Source organism: Shewanella sp. ZOR0012 (assembly GCF_000798835.1).
Classification (GTDB): Bacteria; Pseudomonadota; Gammaproteobacteria; order Enterobacterales; family Shewanellaceae; genus Shewanella; species Shewanella xiamenensis.
In genome coordinates this window covers 1,365,042-1,384,023 of record NZ_JTLE01000094.1, presented here as the reverse complement: position 1 = coordinate 1,384,023, position 18,982 = coordinate 1,365,042, and the positions used below count along the sequence as shown (strand labels likewise).

Here is an 18,982-nt window from a genome sequence, read left to right as displayed (position 1 = left end):
ATGTGCTGAATGGATTTAGGGATAGTTAAGATGGACAAGAATAAGCTCAGCGAACGAGACATCTGTACCAAATTCATTACTCCGGCGATTGAGAGAGCAGGTTGGAAGCGCGATCAATTCTTCGAGGAGGTTAACCTAACTGCCGGTCGTGTCATGGTTAAAGGTAAGCTGGCGGCACGGATAAAAAATCCAGAAGCCAAAGGCGGCCCTAAACGTGCAGACTATGTGTTGTATGCGAAGCCGAACTTACCAATTGCAGTCATCGAGGCGAAGCAAGCAAAATACTCGGTGGGTCACGGCATGCAACAGGCACTTAGCTATGCCGAAATGCTTGACGTGCCTTTCGCCCTAAGTAGCAATGGCAGCGGCTTTCTACTCCATGACAGAACTGGTTTAACCCATTCAGTAGAATCAGAATTAAGTCTCGATGAATTCCCAAGCCTAGACACCTTGTGGCCTCTTTACCAACGTTGGAAAGGCATAGCAACCGAAACCGATACGCTCCTCGGGCAACCCTACCATAGTGATGGCAGCGGAAAAGGTCCTCGTTATTACCAAAGAGTTGCAATCAATAGAACTATCGAAGCCATTGCTAAAGGACAAAACCGGATACTGCTGGTTATGGCCACTGGTACCGGGAAAACCTATACGGCTTTTCAAATCATCTGGCGGCTTTGGAAATCCAAGGCTAAAAAACGCATCTTGTTTCTAGCCGATCGAAATATCTTGGTTGACCAAACCATGCAGCAAGACTTTGCGCCTTTCGGCAAATACATGCATAAAGTCACCAATCGAGAGGCTAAAAAGAATTACGAAATTTACTTAGCGCTTTATCAAGCTGTTACAGGTAAAGAAGACTGGAAGCAAATATATCTTCAGTTTCCATCAGATTTTTTCGATTTAATCGTAATTGACGAATGCCATCGTGGGAGTGCGAAGGAGGACTCCGCGTGGCACGAAATTCTCAGATACTTTGAAAGCGCAACTCACATTGGCCTAACAGCAACTCCAAAAGAAAAAAGGGCGATTGATGGTGAAATTATCAACCCTGAGTTTAACTACAAGTATTTTGGTGACCCCATCTATACCTATTCTCTTAAGCAAGGTATTGAAGACGGATTTCTCGCTCCTTACAAAGTTATCCGCATTGCATCCAACGTTGATGCATTAGGTTATACACCCGAAAAAGGCAAAATAGATAAATATGGTCAAGAAGTAGAACAACGTCATTACAATACCAAGGATTATGACCGAAACATTATCCTAGAGAGGCGTACACGCTTCGTTGCCAAAAAAGTATGGGAATACCTGTCAAACACAGACCCCATGGCAAAGACAATTATATTTTGTGATGAGCAAGATCACGCTGAGCGTATGCGTCAGGAATTGGTCAAGCTTATCCCTGCTGCTGCAAGTAACCGGCGATATGTCATGAGAATTACCGGTGATGATAAGGAAGGCAAGGCACAACTGTCTTACTTTATCGACAACGATGAGCCTTATCCCGTTATTGCAACAACATCTAAGCTGCTCACCACAGGAGTGGATGCCAAGACTTGCAAACTCATTGTTCTTGATCAAAACATCAACTCAATGACTGAGTTTAAACAGATAATTGGTCGCGGTACTCGTCTAAGGGAAGATTACAACAAGCTCTATTTCACCATTATGGATTTCAAGGGGGCGACACGTTTATTCTCTGATCCCGACTTTGATGGTGAACCGGTTGTTGTCTATGAGCCCGGTGAGGATGATCCAGTAGTTCCTAAGGATGATGGTGGGGAACTTCCCCCCGATCCTGACTCCAGCAAAGATAACGGCAACAATGGTGGAAAAGAAGTCCGTGAGCCTCGGAAAAAATTCTACCTGGATGATGTCGCAGTGGGTTTGGCTGCAGAACGTTCGCAATACTTGGATATTGATGGAAAACTCATCACTGAGGACTATCAAGGACATCTAAAAGAGCAGATTGAACAATCCCTCAAGGAAAGTTTTGGTACACTATCTGGCTTCCTAAAACGCTGGAATGAGAGCGAGAGAAAGCAGGCCATTATCGACGAACTGGCCGAACATGGCATCGATTTGGCCTTGTTGCAGCATGCAATACCCAATGGCGATGAAATGGATGCATTCGATTTGATTACACATCTTGCTTTTGACCAAAAGCCCCTGACTCGTAAGGAACGAGCAAACCAAGTAAAAAAACGGGATGCGTTTGGTAAATACGGCCAGCAGGCCAAAGCTGTGCTGGAGGCCTTAGTTGAAAAGTTTGCTGAAAATGGCGTCCTAGAGATTGAAAACCCAACAATTTTAGAGCTGCCCCCTTTTGATAAGCTTGGTAGCAAAACCCAGATTAGACGCGGTATTTTTGGCAGTATCGAACAATACCTCCAGGCCATAAAAGAGTTAGAAATTGAATTATACCGAGATGATCTGAGTGCCTGATCATTTCAATAGAGTGGACAATTAGATGAATTTAACTAGTACAATCAAAAGCATACAGGACATCATGCGAAAAGATGATGGCGTTGATGGCGATGCCCAGCGCCTTGGGCAACTCACCTGGATGCTATTTTTAAAGGTCTTCGACCAGCGCGAAGAAGAGTGGGAGGACGATAACAAAGACTACGTATCCCCCTTGCCAAAAGGGCTACGCTGGCGAGACTGGGCAGCTTACGTTCCGGGTGCCGATGGCAAAAAAGCGCCACAGATTGCTGCCAGTGAAATCATTAGCTTTGTTAACAATGATTTGTTTCCTGAGCTAAAAGAAATAGATGCAAATGCCAGCCCGCTTCATAAAGTCATTCGCAGCGTGTTTGAAGACGCTAACAACTACATGAAATCCGGCACCCAACTGCTGGCGGTGATCGAAAAGCTCGAAGAAGCAATCAACTTTCACGACTTTAAAACCCGCGCTAATATTGGTGATGTGTACGAGCAACTCCTTAATGACCTACGTGGTGCAGGAAACGCGGGTGAGTTTTATACCCCCCGCGCCATTACTGCCTTTATGGCCGACCGCGTTAACCCGCGCTTGGATAAACGCGAAAGTGTCATGGACCCAGCCTGTGGCACCGGCGGTTTCTTAACCGCCGCTATTGATCATCTGCGTAATCAGCTCACCACGAAATCGGGCGCAGAAGACAAGCGCGCCATTGAAGACCTCATTCACGGCATCGAGAAAAAACAACTGCCGCATCTGTTGTGTACCACCAACATGCTGTTACACGGTATCGATGTACCTAGCCAAATTGAACATATGAATACTTTGGGTCGAGGTTGGAACGAATGGAGTGCTAACCATAAAGTCGACTGCATCATCACTAACCCACCTTTTGGCGGTTATGAAGATGACGGTGTAGGCAGCGACTACCCGGCCGACCTAAAAACCCGCGAAACCGCCGATATGTTTATGGCGCTAATCATCAAAAAACTGCTAAAAGAAAATGGTCGCGCCGCTGTGGTGTTGCCCGATGGCTTTTTATTTGGCGATGGCATTAAAGGCACGCTTAAAAAACTGCTGCTGCAAGAATGCAAACTGCACACCATCATCCGCCTACCCAAAGGTGTATTTGCCCCTTACACCACCATTAAAACCAACCTGCTGTTTTTCACCAAAGGCGCACGAGTAGACGATGGCAGCGAACACTTTCACACTGACACCATTTGGTTTTACGAACACCCCTACCCAGCGGGCTACAAAAGCTACAGCAAAACCAAACCCATTCGTCTGGAAGAATTCAAACCAGAGCAAGATTGGTGGGGCGATGAAAGCGACGACTTTGCCAGTCGCGAAGAAAACGAATTCGCATGGAAGGTAGACTTCAAAGCTAAACGCGAACAGGCCGAAGCGGCTGCTCAGCCACATTGGAAAAATGCCGAAAGTTTACGTAGTCAAGCATCAGATGCTCGCAGGCAAGCTAGGTATCTTAGTGACTCCTTAACTGGTCGCAGAAAAGATAATGGCATTTCAGACTTGCTTCATGAGCAGTTGGTTGATTTACATGCAGATTTAACCGGATCAAGTGATAGCCAGCGCGCCTACACAGCAACCCTCATCAGCGCCTTACAAACCGCTATTCAAGAAGCGATGCCTGAAGGGGTTATTGCCAATCTAAACAATGCTATCGAGACTCTTAAAAATAAGGTTGATTCTCTAGAGTTAAAGGCGCGTGATGCCCAAGCCGCTGGCGACCGCCTCTATTGGCCTATTTTCAATCTGGATTTAAAAAACCCCAATGCGCCAGAGGATGAAAGCCACGACCCGGACGAGCTGCTTATTAAATACAAAAAGCTGTTAGGTGAAATTGAAGAAACCGAAAATCAGCTCAAAAGCGAATTGGCTGCGGCGCTGGCTCATCACTTCAGTGACGAGGAAGCTTGATGGACGCACAACAGTTTTTGACCGAGTTTGGCCATATTGCCAATGCGCCAAATGGAATAGTCAAACTTCGAGAGTTAGTCTTGCAACTGGCAATCTCGGGTCGACTCGTGGAAGAGAATGAATCCTCTCAACCTGTAGAAGATACAATCAAAGAAGCTAACGATATCCGTGAAGCATATGAAGAAGCTCTTAAACTGCGTTCGACCAGAATGCAGCCCCCATTGTCAAAGATCCCCTACATTATTCCTGAGCACTGGAAGTGGGAACGATTGGAACGACTTTGTAAATATATCCAGCGGGGAAAAGGGCCAAAATACGTAGATAAAAGCTCTACTTATGTTGTATCGCAAAAATGCGTTCAATGGAGTGGTTTTGATCTAACGCCAGCTCGACATATTGCAGATGATTCTTTAGAAAAGTATGGTAAAGAGCGTTTTTTGTGTGACGGTGATTTGCTTTGGAACTCAACTGGCACTGGAACAGCTGGGCGCGTCGCGATCTATTCAACTACAGAACAAAAATCAGCAGTAGCGGATTCACATGTTACTGTTATCAGGCTTGCTAATTGCTTGCCACGTTATTTTTGGTGCGTGATTGCTTCACCATGGGTGCAGTTGCGCATTGAACCGTCGCATTCAGATTCACTTGTATCAGGGACAACCCAACAGGTTGAATTAAATACGACTACGGTTAGATCGCTCCCAATTCCCCTTCCTCCACTTGAAGAACAATCCCGCATTGTTGCTAAAGTTGATGAGCTGATGGCTTTATGCGATCAGCTGGAAGCGCAGCAACAGAAACTCCGCACCCTGCAAAACCACCTGCGCCAAGCTACCCTGCAAGCCGTCGCCGCCAGCCAAAGCCCGCACGAACTACAAGATAACTGGCAACGCCTGCAAGACAACTTTGAGCAACTGTTTTCCGCGCCGGAGGATGTAGAGGATGTTCGCAGGTTAGCTATGGAATTAGCTGTCAGGGGCTTATTAACAGAACAGAGAGATACAGATGAATCTGCAAATCACATCCTGCTTCGTTGTGCTGAAGAATATAAAGACCTGGTTCGAAACGGTGAAATTAAACGACGTAAACCACTTCCTGAGATAGATGCGTCGCAAGCTCCATTTGAGCTACCTAAAGGCTGGGTATGGGCAAGATTTCCGGAGCTAGGCATCTTTGGTCGTGGAAAATCAAAACATCGACCTCGAAATGATCCGAAGTTATTTTCACCCGGAATTTACCCGTTAGTTCAAACGGGCGAAGTTGCGCGGGCAGGAAATTTAATTAGCGAATACCACTCAAAGTACAGCGAAGTTGGTTTGGCTCAAAGTAAATTATGGCCTGAAGGTACTCTTTGCATAACTATTGCTGCAAATATTGCAGACTCTGCGATTCTCGGGTTTGAGGCGTGTTTTCCAGATAGTGTTGTTGGATTTTTACCTGCGAAAGAGTTGAGAGATAAGGTCGAATACTTCCTGCTCTTTATGAAGACTGCGCGTGAACAACTCTTGGCATTCGCTCCATCTACAGCACAAAAAAATATTAACCTTCAAATTCTTGAATCCGTATTGGTGCCGGTGCCGCCGAAAGATGAAATCGCGCGAATTCTTAGCAGGATGGGAGAAATTAACGCGTTATGCGACAGAGCAGTCAGTGCGCGAACTAAGTCTCTTAGTGTTGGAGAATTGCTAGCTCAGGCATCCGTTTCCACCCTCACCGGCATTGCCATCGAACAAGAAGAGGAACCTATGAAAGCCCCACAAACTGAACTGGTGGCCCCGGTGCGTTTAGGTACGCCGCCCGATGTCAAAGCCCAAGCCCCGCTGGCCACCATTTTGGCCCGCCATAACGGCGAGATGAGTGCCAAAGATTTGTGGCAGCGTTTTGGCGGTGAGATTGATGCCTTTTACGCACAGTTAAAAACCGAAGTCACCCACGGCTGGTTGCTGGAACCTGCGCCTGCCGAAATGCGCGAAAAGGCAGATAACTAAAAGGACTGGGATTAAAAGGACTCTAATTTTATGGGAACTGTATGCAACTTCGATATTTAGCCATTCCGCAGTTTCGTAACCTGCGCAATTTGGAAGTGAGTTTTTCCTGCGCGTTGGATCCGGTTGCGAGCGCAACGACCAGCGAACCCAAACGCATTCGCAGCCATGCGCTGATTGGCCAGAATGGCACAGGTAAATCTAACTTAATAGAAGCGTTGATTAATATCTTCCGAACAATAGATCTCGAAATAGATCCACCGTTTGAGTACACATTGGAGTATGAAATCAGAGAAAGGATTGTTCGCATCCAGGCTGACTTTGATGTACTTAAAACCAGAGCAACAGTATGGGTAGACGGTAAAAAGGAAACTCAAAGCTTCTTACTAAAAAACCGTGAACTATTGCCTTCACATATTTTTGCCTATTACTCTGGCCGTCATGAGCGCATTGAACAATTGTTTCAGGAGCATCAGCGCCGCTTTAACTTACGGCAAGAAATCACCGCCGATGAAGTACTGCCCGAACATTTGCTGCAAAACTTTACCGCCAGTGAAGCCGACATTCGCGCCATAGAAGAAGCCAAACTCCGCCGCGAAGCCAAACTCAAACAAGCCGGTGACGACCGTCTGCGCCGCCTGTTTTATTGCCGTGGCGGTCATAGCCAATTGGTATTGCTGGCCTGTTTACTCTCGGATGACCCGGTGTTTAAAAAGGTACTCAATAACCTACATATCGAATCACTGGAATCGGCGCTGTTTGTACTCAAAGAACCCCACCGACTGCGCGAAAAACGCCGTAATGGAAAATTTGATGAAAACGAAATTATCGAAGGCGACCCACGTTTTTGGTATGCCCGTGGCAATGTGGTCAGCGAATTTCTCGATAAACTCTGGCAAGTGGCCTGGGCACCCATTGAGCAGGAAGCCAGCAAACAGATTGATTTTCGTGGCCGCAGCGAAAAACAAAAACAGCTGTACCTGTATATACCCAACAAAGAAAAACTTAAAGAGTTGGGTGAACTGGTCGGTGGCCCCGACAGTTTCTTCCGCTACGCCGAAGGCGCCTATATTGGCGATTTAATCGACGAAGTACGCATTACCGTCAAAAAGCGTGATGAGCATGGCGGCAAGGTTAGCTTTACCCATCTCTCTGAAGGCGAGTTACAAATGCTCACTGTTCTGGGCTTAATGCGTATTACCCGCGAAGACCATTGCTTGTTTTTATTGGATGAACCCGACACCCACTTGAACCCCATCTGGAAGCTGCGCTATTTCGACGACATTGAAGGCGTATTAAGTTCAGATAAAGATGCGCTGGTGCAGGGAGAATCGCAAATTCTGATCACCACCCACGACCCGATGATGGTGGGTAGTCTTAAGCGTGAGCAGGTACATATTTTGCGCAAGCACGGTGATCGTTCAGTCATTGAATCACCCGATGAACACCCGCAAGGTATGGGGGTTACGGGGTTGCTCAAAAGTGAATTATTTGGCCTGTCATCGACACTCGATATTGAAACCGAACGTCGATTATTCCGCCGCAATGAGTTGTTTGTAAAGTCACCGCGTACGCCGGAAGAAGATGCTGAACTTTCGAGGCTCTCTGCCGAGCTAGCCGATCTTGGCTTTTCGACCGCCGATTTTCGCGACCCAGATTACGCTTTGTTTGTTCGCAAGATGGCCCAACACCGCAAATTCAGAAAACCGACACTTACACCTGAAGAGCAAGCCGAACAAGATCGTATCGCCGATGACATAATAAGCGAAATTCTGCGCGAGGAAGCTGGCGAATGATTTTTATCGACTTGGAAAACAAACTGCCGACCGATACTGACTTGCCTGCCAATGTTCGTTGGACTCAAGCCGATTGGGATGCGTGGTTAGCTGAGTCAGCACGTTTGGTTAATGAGCTTGCCAAACTAGATGCTGCAGGAAGTGTCAAAGAGCGTAATAGCTTGATTGATAAACACGACAATCATTGGGGAAAACTAAAACCTTGGTTATTAACTCTATCGGGCGGAAAATGCTGGTTCACTGAGGCGCGCGACCTTGCTTCACACTTAACTGTAGAGCATTTTCGACCCAAAAAGGCTGCTCGTAATGTTAAAGGCCAAGAGCGCGACGGTTATTGGTGGCTAGCTTTTGATTACATGAATTTTCGAATAGCCGGCACCGTGCCTAATTGTAAAAAAGGTGTTTGGTTTCCTCTTCGTTATGGTTCACCAGTTTCTACTTTCACGCGCCGCTGCGAAGGCGACGAAAATCAACATTTTCTCGACCCTACCAACGCGTATGATGTCACACTTCTAGCGTTTGACGAGGAAGGCAAGGCTGTGCCAGCTCCTGGTATTCCCCGTTGGGAATACGTGAGAGTTAAACGCACGGTAGAAAGATTGAAACTTACTGAACATCAGGTTTTGTCAGAGGAACGCCGTAAAGTCTGGCAAAAAACCTCAAAGTTGATTAACAAATATCACAATGCTCTTGCGGAAGCACGTAACTCTCCTGCTGCGCGTGAGCGAGTCAGATCCACTGCGCGTGAAATTGCTTGCCTAACAAAACCTGAGTCTGAACTTTCAGCTGTAGCGAAATGGTGTATTTGGTTACGGAACGACCCGCAACTTTCAAGACTGGTTGGTTAGGGCGTCATGCTGTAGGAAGTTACCTTACTGACATGTATTGCTCTTTATTGGTTCAGTCTATTTGCTAATGACTGCATGAGTGGAACAACACTATGAGTAAGCTCTGACAACTATTGTAGTTTGAAGTGGACGTAAAATTAGACTAAGTGATGGACTGGTTAGTTTGGGAGTGATGATGGCGATAGGGATTAGTGAGTTATTAAGCGGTTTACAATTTGCTGAAAAGATTGCTCATTACGTCAAAAAGTTTTTAAAGCAACCTGAACCAGAGACTCCTGCCAGCCGATTTCTTGCCTTATTCAATGCCCATGGTGTAAAGGCAAGTCAAATTCCTGATTTCTTTGGACACTGCCTAAGTATTGCCGATTGTCACTCTGCAGAATCACTCACTAAGGTGTTAACTTCTGATCTGATGGAAAAAGCGGCGCAGCTTTTTGGTATCAATAGAGATTGGTTAGATTGCGCTAGTGATGTGGTTTACGAGCCGCATTCCTTTTATAAAAATCCTCAAGGATTTGATGCCTATCTAAAAAGCATTGCACTTGAATCGCATCTACCTTTGCGGGCGACTTTGTATATGCCCACCAGCAATAGCTTATTTTATCCTGATGACTCTGGGGTGTTGGTGATATCGGTTCCCGTGGGAGAGGTTAATCAACGAACCATATATTGTTTTGAATTGGTCAATTATGATCGTATTTGTTACTGGCACTGTAGAGGTTATTTAGCCGCAAATTTGGCTTCCATGCTGAGAAGGTATGCGATCGTTTATGGTTCATACGTAGCTGCAAAAGTGCTTGAGCCTGTTGCACAAGGGCAAAGATTGCCTGTTTATGATTATGGGTCTCAAGACGCTTTCCGGTTGAAGGTAAAAGGTCGTGTTTCAATTGAAGAGTTGATTTCTAACCCTGATAAATATTTGGAGGGTGTCGATCCAGAAACTAACAAATTTGGGCACCGTGAAGCTATCGGCCTATGGCTGAACATGGCAGACCAAATGCGCACTCGAAGTCACGCGGAGCATTCTCGTATAGTGTTGAAATTCGAAGAGGCATTTAAGTCTTTAACATAGAAGATTACAGCGCTGTTGTTAAAAGTGATGATTTTAACCGTATGAAATTTTGGCTTTTATGGGGGGTATTGGGTGTCGCTTGTAAGGTTATTAGGGGTATTTAATCTAGTAATAAAGCCCCACTAATAGGAAGTGCCTACATGTCCAATTAGTGGGTAATGATGAATCAAAACGTAACAGACCAATCGCCATCATCGGTAAGCACATCGACTTGTTTTACATCACAATCACCATTGGCTATCACTGAAATCGATTCTCCAAATTTAAGTAATTTAGGGAGTCCCGACATTACGGTGCCGCCACAATTTCCCCTGTTTATGATGACTTTGTTTATCGTTACAGTATCGCTAATGGCTTTTACGTTGATACTTGGGTACGTATAGCCAAATGTTGTTTGATATTCGTAAGTAATTTCAATGTTAGGCTGCGAGTTTCCACAGCCAAAAATCATCAAAGTAAAAGCTAAAATAACCAATGTTTTAATCATATAAACCACACTTTTTACTGTATGTCAGAGTATCGTTGAACTCTATCAACTTGTTTTAAACCAAGTTGATTTTCAATGTTCTAGACTCACGCCCTTTGCTTTTTCAAAGGGCGAAGGTGAGTCATTACGAGGCACTATTAGTGAGCTTTTTGGTTTGGACAAAAACGGTGATTGAGTATCCAATCCCGTACAACGCTGAAAATATCCCCCAGCCGGCAGAGGCTTCTAAATCAACTTCCGCAAATGCAGAGGCAAGAATGAGGCATAAAGGGAAAAACACCATTCCTATGATTGACATGGTTTTTACGACAGACATGTATAACTCCTTTTAAAAATTGTGTTGAACGACATCACCGGTCTTGAAAGAAGATGCTCACTAGAAGCATTTTCTAGACTTTAAATATCAAAATGACAACTATACAGGTCTAAATGTATCTTTTATGGCGTGGTTTGTCTATAGCCAGTGCTTGAGAATTATCCAGTATTCAATGCTCTGGAGTTCTCAAGTGAATGATGATGAAGTATTAAAAATGGGGATGGCTTTCGGCCGAGCGGTTAAGTTACGTCGTGTTGAGGTGGGGTTTAGCCAAGAGGAGCTAGCGGATAAGGCTGAACTTGCTAGATCATTTGTATCAAGTGTTGAGCGTGGTATGGCTAAGGCATCTATCGCTTCAGTGTGGAAACTTGCTCAAGCGCTAAATTGTAATCCATCGGATTTATGGATAACGGCAGAGAGGCTTTATGGTGTGCGTTAAGTCGGTATAAGCCTTGTGTGGGAGAGTAATAAAGTCTCATACTAAAATGGCAGCGATCCTATGCGGTACGCTGCCATTTCTAAATCCTTTATGCCCCAAAGCTAGATAAGTTTGTCGTCAGGTGTGTAGGATGAATTGTCATTGTTTCCCCTGTGACACGCCATAAACTCATCCATGCCGCCAACGGTCACAGTTGCAACAATGCCAATCTTTATGACCATCGAACTGTTCATCTGGCTAAAAAGCTTTTGCCCCAAAACAATTCAGCGCTTCATTTTTAGACATAGCCTTACATTCAATTATGCATGAGATTTTGTAATCCATTCTGTTAAATTAAGAATGGCATCTCCAACATGCTCCTAGCGTTTATGCATCAATCAATGAGGTATAGCTATTTCCATTTTTAGACTAAAAAATAAACAATGAAGGGGCGTAACAAATTGGGTCACATTGGTTAACCTCCCAAACCAAATTGACATTATTCATCTATTCAACATGTTGGGGATGAATCTCCCTCGCAGTGAGGTTTGTGCTAAGACGAAATACCATATTTTGTTTGAGAAATGTTAGCGAAAAATCCTATAGATGGGCAACTATGATTAAAAAAATAAAACTATTAATAATTATTTTTGCAGTGATTAATTGCACTTTATGTTGACTACTCGGTCAGTTCGCGATGTCCATTGAACAATAAGTAGGTTTTTGTCTTTGAAATTAACTAGTGTGAATTCACCAAGCTTCCTACAACCACTTGTTTCAGTAATGTTTTCAATGTTATTTTATGTGGAAAAATGTTGCCACTATGATATTGGTAACATTAACTTTAGCTGAGATCGATTTAATTTCAAATTTAAAGAATAACATTAAATATATTAGTAATTCATGTTGAATAAAAATAAGGACAACGTGATATGGATATCCGTTACAAGAAACTGTCTTCCGCATTATTTTTGACATTTTTATCGCCCCTTACAAGTGCAGCGTATGCTGCCGACATAAATCCTGTGATTGCCGAAGCGTTGGAGGAGCCTGGCTTTGGCCTTACTCAACAGCCTCAGAGTATTTCAAAATTTGCTGTTGTATCAGCGGCAGATACCGGAGGTTCGGACACATCCCCCACAAATACCGCTGAACTTGCCTTAGCAAGGATGAATATAAAAACAGAGGTGACCCCTGAAACAACTGAGCTTTTCGGTGAAAAGGTTGATTTAAATTCAGGGGCTATCAGTATGACAAATACTGATTTAGTTATTCCTGGTAATTTTCCTATCGAAATGGGTATTACTCGAGTTTATAAAGGGGTCCATTATTCGCAAGGGCAATTATTGCACTTTGCGGATTGGCAGTTAGATATACCGTCAATTTCTACCACCATAGTAGATGGTGATTCTACAGTTAATACGTGGACTAACGGCAAACCTTGCTCAGGCTCCCTCAATCCAGGTTCAAGTTACCTTGGAGATAGTATGGGCTATGTTGTCGCGAAACAATATTGGAACGGTGACTTTATTAACGTCCCAAGTGTAGGCTCAGAACGATTGCTTGAACCCAATACGGCAACCCCAGGCGTCACGCGAGTAGCTAAAAACTGGCGTATCACCTGTCAGGCTAATGGCAACTCAGAAGCATTTATTGCCACATCTCCACAGGGGATTACCTATACATTTAGTATGTTACGTACTTTTCCTGCCGAGATATTAGATATTCCTTTCGTCGATAAGGAAACGAGCAGTATATGGAATACTAAGGCTACTGTATATAAAGCGTATATGCAGGTTACTGAAGTAAAGGATAGGTTTAATAATAAAGTAACCTACCACTACAGCGCGCCAGACCAATTGGATTCGATCACCTCTTCCGATGGCAGGTCAATTCATTTTACCTATGAACTTGGTGTAGAACGAAAGCGTATTAAGACTATTACAAGTGATGGAAAAACTTGGTCGTACTATTATCGAATAGCTGAGCAAACAAAACCTGTTGGGCCAGCCTATATTTACCCAGATCAGCTTTATCGAGTCGTGTTACCTGATGGACGTGAATGGGTATATGATATTGATTTTACACCGACCAAAGCGCTAGAGCAGCGACAGATACAATACAGTTATGGTGGTACTCAGCAAGACGACTTCCAATGTTCGTTTTCTGATTTTTTACCTAATTATATACCTCGCTCTTATGTTAGTAGGGTGACTCATCCCAATGGATTAAAAGCCGAGTTTGAAGTTAGGCCGACAATATTTGGGCGATCCAAAGTACCCAAAAAACTTAATTCGAATCCATTAATTAGAATTAATGAATTCGACAGATGTTTTTCAAACTTTGCGCTGATTAGAAAGACGTTATCAGGAAAAGGCGTTTCTCCTCTGCATTGGTATTACAGTTACTCACAAAACCCAGGGCAATACATCGATGGAAGTGGCGATTATGGACCTGCACCACAGGCATTATCGGGTCTACCAGAACTACCAAGTGGCATGTCAGCAATGGATTTACGTTCAACTACTGTGGTTGCTCCTGATGGTAGTAAAGCAATCCATGTGTTTGACCGTCGTTATAACTATTCGCAAGATAAGGAGGTTGCGACCTACTTGTACGATACTGACGGTACGACATTATTGCAGCGCAACGAGATGACCTATGGTCAAGGGAGTGCGATAGGTAAATCACAGTTATTTAGCGGTAGGTGGGATGGAAAATTTTTTTCAGGCAGCGGCGCTTCATTTGAAAATGAGTCGCAGTACAACAGCTTTGTCAATAATATAAAAAGTACTATCTATCAACATACGCAAGACTCAAGAGTCGATACTTATAGTAAAGAGTTCTTAAACTTCAATAACTACGGCTCACCCGAATTAACGGTAGAGTCCAATAGTTTTAATACTAATAGGAAATACCTAAAAAATACGTACTATCATGATTTGAATAATTGGTTAATTAATCTTGAGGATAGCAACGCCATTTCATTTGATGGAGTTAACTATATTACCGCCAAGAAGAATACCTATTATCCTGATAATTCCGCCGAAAAGTCTTCGCTTTACCAAGAGTATCAAAATGGCAGATTACTCAGCACGCATAGTTACTATGGTGATGGCAACATAAAGCAAACTACGTTCAATGCAAACAATCGTTGGATGGCATTTGCCAATTATATGCGTGGCAAGCCGCAGTTAATCAAAATACCTCAACGCGACACTGCTAATTGTGCAAACCCAGATACCTGTTTTTTGTCGGCATCAATGGTGGTCGATGGCAGTGGCAATATCATCAAAGTAACCGACTTTAATGGTGTTGAAACTCAGTATCGTTATGACAGTAATAACCGCGTTATCAATGTAAAGAATGCGGATACGCGATGGGCTGAGACAACCATTAGCTACGACTTAGACAGTAGTGATAATGCGGCGTTGTTCCAAAATATTACACGTGGCAACTACAAAAAGACGGTCACGCTCGATGGCTTAATGAGGCCTATTTTAGTGAAAGAGTGGGACTTAAATAACGAGTCTGCAACCGCCAAATATATTAGCCAAGCATTTAATGTCTACGGTAAGCCTACCTTTACTTCATTTCCATCGACCTCACCTGATGAGACGCTAGGAACCGCTATCGCTTACGATGGGCTCATTCGCACCACATCCACAACTCGCACAAGTGATAATAGCCAGACAACGACGCAATATCTATCAGGCAATCAAACTGCAGTAACAGATGGTCGTGGCAATACAACACTGACAAATTATTTGGCTTATGGCTCGCCATCGAGTGAGAAAGCGACGCAGATAGCTGCGCCTGATACTGATGTCATTAGTATCAACTACAATGAATTAGACCAAATTGTTGCCATTACTCAGGGCTCGATTACGGAAAACCGTTTGTACAATGGCTATCGCGACCTGTGTAAGGTGGTGCGTCCTGATACGGGGATGGCAGCATTTGGCTATAATAATGTTGGTGAAATGATATGGCGAGCAGAGGGGACATCTGGTAGCGCGACGTCTTGTGATGAAGCCTCCGTACCTTCGGCACATAGAGTGGTGCTTACTTATGACAACGTCGGTGCACTCAAGACAGAAGACTTCCCAGATTCAACACCTGACAGACAGTATACCTATGACAATAACGGCAATTTGAAGTCGTTAACAACGGGAACGGCTGTGTGGCAATATCAATATAACAGTCTCAACTTGCCTCAGAGTGAAACTCTCAGCATTGATGGTCGCAGTTTTGCGTTGACATCGGGCTACGATAGCTTAGGTAGTGTTGCCTCTCTCCAATATCCCTCTGGTGCCGTGGTGGACTTTGCGCCTAATGCATTAGGTCAAGCCACAAAGGCAGGTACCTATGCTTCAGGAGTCAGTTATTATCCAAATGGACAACTTAAACAATTCACCTATGGTAATGGCATTGTACGTAACGTCGCATTGGACACCACTGGGCGAATTGATGCGCTAACGGATATCAAAGCGGGCTCGCTGAAGAATAGCCTCGACCCTAGTTATGACAGTAACGACAATTTAACCCGCTTGATTGATGGTGTTGACTCAAGCAACAACATCGCTAACCTGAGTTACGATGGCGTCGATAGGTTGAGGTCTGCCGATGGCAAATGGGGAACAGGACGTTACGTTTATGACGGTCTGGGTAACATCCTTAGTCGCAGTTTGAACAATTCCACTATCAACTACCATTACAACACGCTTAATCGTTTAAATAACTTAAGTGGTGCCTATGCCTACAGCTATCAATATGATACCGCTGGCAATATTACTCATAATGGACGTTATTCACTGAGTTTTAATCGTGCTCAGCAAATGGTGGCCGCTAAAGACATGGCTTATGTCTATGATGGCTTTAATCGCAAAATCAAACAGAACAAGCCATCAGGTACTGCTTATACCGTATATAACAAAGCCGGACAGCTACTGTACCGTGAAGATGATAATGGTAAAAAGACAGACAGCGTTTACCTTGGTAAGCAGATAGTGGCTGAAGTGGATATTTGCCCGCCATCAGGATGCGCAGTCACACAACCAGCAACGAAGACTTGCCCTGTGGGCTACAGCCTAAACGCGGCAGGAACGCTTTGTGAAAAAGCAGAAACACAAAGTGCCAGTATTAGCAGCTATAGCTACAGCTGTCCGGCAGGTTACTCGCTCTCAGGTTCAACCTGTCGTAAGACTGAATCTAAAACAGCCAATACCACGACTCAGTTGAGCTGCCCTAAAGGTGGGACACTCAATACTGCTACCTCAATGTGCACCCTATCTTTTAGTCAAACATCGAGTACACGTCCTACGGGAACGGGTATCTCTTGTACTGGGGGAGAGCCAATGGGTGGGGGAATGCGTTTATGGGAGTGTACTGAGACCTATGCCGCGACACCAAAATCGGTATATTCCTGTGATGCTGGCTGGACGCTAAGTGGTACTAGCTGTACACGCACGTTATCGCAAAATGCGACCAGTACCCCAGTATACGCCTGTCCCTCTGGCTGGGCACTCAGCGGCTCTCAATGTAGCCGATTGGCAACCACCGCTATCGTTTACACTTGCCCATCTGACTGGACGCTGAGTGGTAGCCAATGTACTCAATAATTGCTCAGGGACAAACATCAGTGTTAAGGAAGGCTAATTTTATGAAATGGATAAATGTGATATGTGCATTAGTGCTCTTTGCGCTCCCAGTTCAAGCAGCAACCGTGCGTTACCAGCACACAGATATGTTGGGGTCGGTCGTATCAGAATCGGATGAGTCGGGTAATATTATCAGTCGCAGCCAGTATGAACCATTTGGTAAGCGCATGGGCGGCGATAAGGAAGGGATTGGTTATACAGGTCATCTGCAGGATAAAGACTTAGGTCTGACCTATATGCAGGCCCGCTACTATGACCCGCTGATTGGCCGATTTTATGCCAATGACCCGATGGGGTTTAAAGATGTCCATAACTTTAACCGCTATGCCTATGGGAATAATAATCCTTATAAATATATCGATCCGGATGGGAATTATGCAGAGTCATTGTGGGATGCTGCCAGCCTATCAGTTGGCGTCACTTCAATGGTTAGTAATCTTGCTGATGGTAATTTTTCCGATGCTGGGATTGATGCAATTGGCGTAGTTGCAGATGGAGTTGCAATAGCTATTCCTATAGTTCCAGGTGGCGCTGGCATGGCAATTACTGCCAGTCGTGGAGCAGAATCTGCTGTAAATGCAGTGAAGTTAGAGAAACAGTTGGCGTCAGAGTCACAAGTTTCTCAACTTTCTGAGGGGGGAGGAACTGTTATTAGCCAACCTGCAAAGCAAGCTGATCGCATCGCTAGTCAGACAGGAAGGGATTCTGCAAACATCCAAAAAGTTAGTTCAGATTCTTTTAAGGCAAAAGATGGTTCTACTATACAAACGCACTCTTTTAGAGATGCATCCACTAATGAACTAATTGAACCCAAAACAATAATTAATGAAGATAGAAAATAGGTTAATGAATGAGGAAAACATTAGAACGAATTTCATCTGAAAATAAACAAAAATCCATAGATATTGTTAAATCACCAAATGGAGGATTTGAGCTTGTTCATTATATAAAAAAATACGATCTTGAAGAGGACAAGTATTATGAAATTCGTGAGTTTCCTGGTCCAACTGGAACTTATGGCGACCTAAACTCTGCTATCGCTGAGGCAAAGAGATTGGTTGAATTATAGAAGAACAAAACTGGACATATATGGTCACCTCGGGGTTAGCAAGGTCAATGCCCTACTTTGGTAGAAAATAGCGGGGACAGGCAGAGGGGGTGAATAGCGGGGACAGGCATATTTTTTGTGTTTTTTAGACTCTTCAACTAAATAACTGATCCTAATAGTGCTACATTCTGCCGGAATCCATGTGGCGTATGGCATGCGTGTAATCTGGCACCAAAGCCTGAAGTAACAAGACTCAGCGCACGATGCATGTTCCGTATCCCTTATAGAAACCTTACGAGTGCAGTGATCTACTATTCGGAACAGCTATTTAGGCTTTAAAATATCCTGATTTTGTCTGTGGAAATAGCGGGGACAGGCATATTTGTGTTTTTTAGACTCTTTTAGACTCTTCAACTAGGCTTTAAATTATCCTGATTTTGTCTGTGTGGAGTTTGCTATGACTTCGGTCAGAAGACAACTAATTGATGCCAATGCAACGCCCTTCTATCATGTGATAAATCGCTGTGTTAGAAGGGCTTTTTTGTGTGGTGAGGATAAGCTATCTGGGCGTAGCTACGAGCATCGACGTGGCTGGATTGTTGATAAAATCAAAGCCTTGTCTGCGATATTTTGTATCGATATTTGCGCCTACGCGGTGATGAACAATCACTATCATTTAGTGCTTAAAATAGATGCCGATAAGGCCAAATCGTTAACGCAAAAAGATATTATCAGCCGTTGGTGCCAAATCACTAAAGGCCATGCAATTGCTACTAAGTATATGAAGGGTGATGCATTAATCGAAGGTGAACGCATGTTACTCGATGGCTTAATTACCCAGTGGCATGAGCGATTGAGTAGTATCTCCTGGTTTATGCGCTGCCTAAATGAAGAGATTGCCCGTAAAGCAAACCGAGAAGATGAGTGCAAAGGTGCCTTTTGGGAAGGCCGATTTAAGTCGCAAGCGC

At 44.2% G+C, this 18,982-nt stretch carries 12 protein-coding genes and 1 pseudogene; 11 read left to right on the top strand and 2 right to left on the bottom strand.

The genetic code is table 11. The features are described from left to right. Positions 1 to 30: 30 nt before the first annotated feature. From hsdR to L976_RS07760, 6 genes are all read left to right on the top strand, one after another. On the top strand, positions 31 to 2,445 hold the full coding sequence (hsdR, locus tag L976_RS07785) for an EcoAI/FtnUII family type I restriction enzme subunit R (RefSeq protein WP_047540281.1): 2,415 nt from the start codon (positions 31 to 33) through the stop codon (positions 2,443 to 2,445). A 25-nt stretch (positions 2,446 to 2,470) separates the two neighbouring features. After that, positions 2,471 to 4,384 carry an N-6 DNA methylase gene (locus L976_RS07780; RefSeq protein WP_047535719.1) on the top strand — a complete coding sequence of 638 codons (1,914 nt, stop codon included), beginning with the start codon at positions 2,471 to 2,473 and terminating at the stop codon, positions 4,382 to 4,384. Beyond that, positions 4,384 to 6,372, top strand: coding sequence for a restriction endonuclease subunit S (locus L976_RS07775; protein WP_047535716.1), 1,989 nt, complete (start codon positions 4,384 to 4,386; stop codon positions 6,370 to 6,372). Before L976_RS07780 ends, L976_RS07775 begins: the two co-directional genes overlap by 1 nt. A gap of 41 nt (positions 6,373 to 6,413) precedes the next feature. Beyond that, positions 6,414 to 8,165, top strand: a complete 1,752-nt coding sequence (locus L976_RS07770) for an AAA family ATPase (protein WP_047535712.1) — start codon at positions 6,414 to 6,416, stop codon at positions 8,163 to 8,165. Continuing rightward, complete coding sequence (locus L976_RS07765; protein ID WP_007651331.1) at positions 8,162 to 9,013, top strand: hypothetical protein; 852 nt, start codon at positions 8,162 to 8,164, stop codon at positions 9,011 to 9,013. Before L976_RS07770 ends, L976_RS07765 begins: the two co-directional genes overlap by 4 nt. Positions 9,014 to 9,188: 175 nt before the next feature. After that, positions 9,189 to 10,085 (top strand): hypothetical protein, encoded by an 897-nt coding sequence (locus tag L976_RS07760; RefSeq protein WP_047535710.1) that lies wholly within the window; start codon positions 9,189 to 9,191, stop codon positions 10,083 to 10,085. A 166-nt stretch (positions 10,086 to 10,251) separates the two neighbouring features. Here the strand turns inward: L976_RS07760 and L976_RS07755 are convergent, their stop codons facing one another. Both L976_RS07755 and L976_RS07750 read right to left on the bottom strand, forming a co-directional pair. Next, entirely contained in the window at positions 10,252 to 10,572 is a 321-nt protein-coding gene (locus tag L976_RS07755) for a hypothetical protein (protein ID WP_047535708.1), read from the bottom strand. A 124-nt stretch (positions 10,573 to 10,696) separates the two neighbouring features. Continuing rightward, positions 10,697 to 10,888, bottom strand: a complete 192-nt coding sequence (locus L976_RS07750; RefSeq protein WP_037415839.1) for a hypothetical protein — start codon at positions 10,886 to 10,888, stop codon at positions 10,697 to 10,699. A gap of 124 nt (positions 10,889 to 11,012) precedes the next feature. On the opposite strand from L976_RS07750, the gene L976_RS07745 reads away from it, so the two are divergent. The 5 genes and pseudogenes from L976_RS07745 to L976_RS07725 form a co-directional block, all read left to right on the top strand. Then, entirely contained in the window at positions 11,013 to 11,327 is a 315-nt protein-coding gene (locus tag L976_RS07745) for a helix-turn-helix domain-containing protein (protein WP_231570481.1), read from the top strand. 911 nt (positions 11,328 to 12,238) lie between these two features. Further along, positions 12,239 to 16,927, top strand: coding sequence for an RHS repeat domain-containing protein (locus tag L976_RS07740; protein ID WP_047535706.1), 4,689 nt, complete (start codon positions 12,239 to 12,241; stop codon positions 16,925 to 16,927). A 41-nt stretch (positions 16,928 to 16,968) separates the two neighbouring features. Next, positions 16,969 to 17,808, top strand: a complete 840-nt coding sequence (locus L976_RS22740; protein WP_081990908.1) for an RHS repeat domain-containing protein — start codon at positions 16,969 to 16,971, stop codon at positions 17,806 to 17,808. 8 nt (positions 17,809 to 17,816) lie between these two features. Continuing rightward, on the top strand, positions 17,817 to 18,035 hold the full coding sequence (locus tag L976_RS07730) for a hypothetical protein (RefSeq protein WP_047535704.1): 219 nt from the start codon (positions 17,817 to 17,819) through the stop codon (positions 18,033 to 18,035). A 436-nt stretch (positions 18,036 to 18,471) separates the two neighbouring features. Next, a pseudogene (locus tag L976_RS07725) lies at positions 18,472 to 18,982 on the top strand (alpha-amylase family glycosyl hydrolase); the annotation flags it as partial.

Bases quoted from the DNA above. Each gene is read 5' to 3' on its own strand.
- hsdR (WP_047540281.1), top strand. From the start codon at position 31: ATGGACAAGAATAAGCTCAGCGAACGAGACATCTGTACCAAATTCATT.
- L976_RS07780 (WP_047535719.1), top strand. From the start codon at position 2,471: ATGAATTTAACTAGTACAATCAAAAGCATACAGGACATCATGCGAAAA.
- L976_RS07775 (WP_047535716.1), top strand. From the start codon at position 4,384: ATGGACGCACAACAGTTTTTGACCGAGTTTGGCCATATTGCCAATGCG.
- L976_RS07770 (WP_047535712.1), top strand. From the start codon at position 6,414: ATGCAACTTCGATATTTAGCCATTCCGCAGTTTCGTAACCTGCGCAAT.
- L976_RS07765 (WP_007651331.1), top strand. From the start codon at position 8,162: ATGATTTTTATCGACTTGGAAAACAAACTGCCGACCGATACTGACTTG.
- L976_RS07760 (WP_047535710.1), top strand. From the start codon at position 9,189: ATGGCGATAGGGATTAGTGAGTTATTAAGCGGTTTACAATTTGCTGAA.
- L976_RS07755 (WP_047535708.1), bottom strand. From the start codon at position 10,572: ATGATTAAAACATTGGTTATTTTAGCTTTTACTTTGATGATTTTTGGC.
- L976_RS07750 (WP_037415839.1), bottom strand. From the start codon at position 10,888: ATGTCTGTCGTAAAAACCATGTCAATCATAGGAATGGTGTTTTTCCCT.
- L976_RS07745 (WP_231570481.1), top strand. From the start codon at position 11,013: ATGGCGTGGTTTGTCTATAGCCAGTGCTTGAGAATTATCCAGTATTCA.
- L976_RS07740 (WP_047535706.1), top strand. From the start codon at position 12,239: ATGGATATCCGTTACAAGAAACTGTCTTCCGCATTATTTTTGACATTT.
- L976_RS22740 (WP_081990908.1), top strand. From the start codon at position 16,969: ATGAAATGGATAAATGTGATATGTGCATTAGTGCTCTTTGCGCTCCCA.
- L976_RS07730 (WP_047535704.1), top strand. From the start codon at position 17,817: ATGAGGAAAACATTAGAACGAATTTCATCTGAAAATAAACAAAAATCC.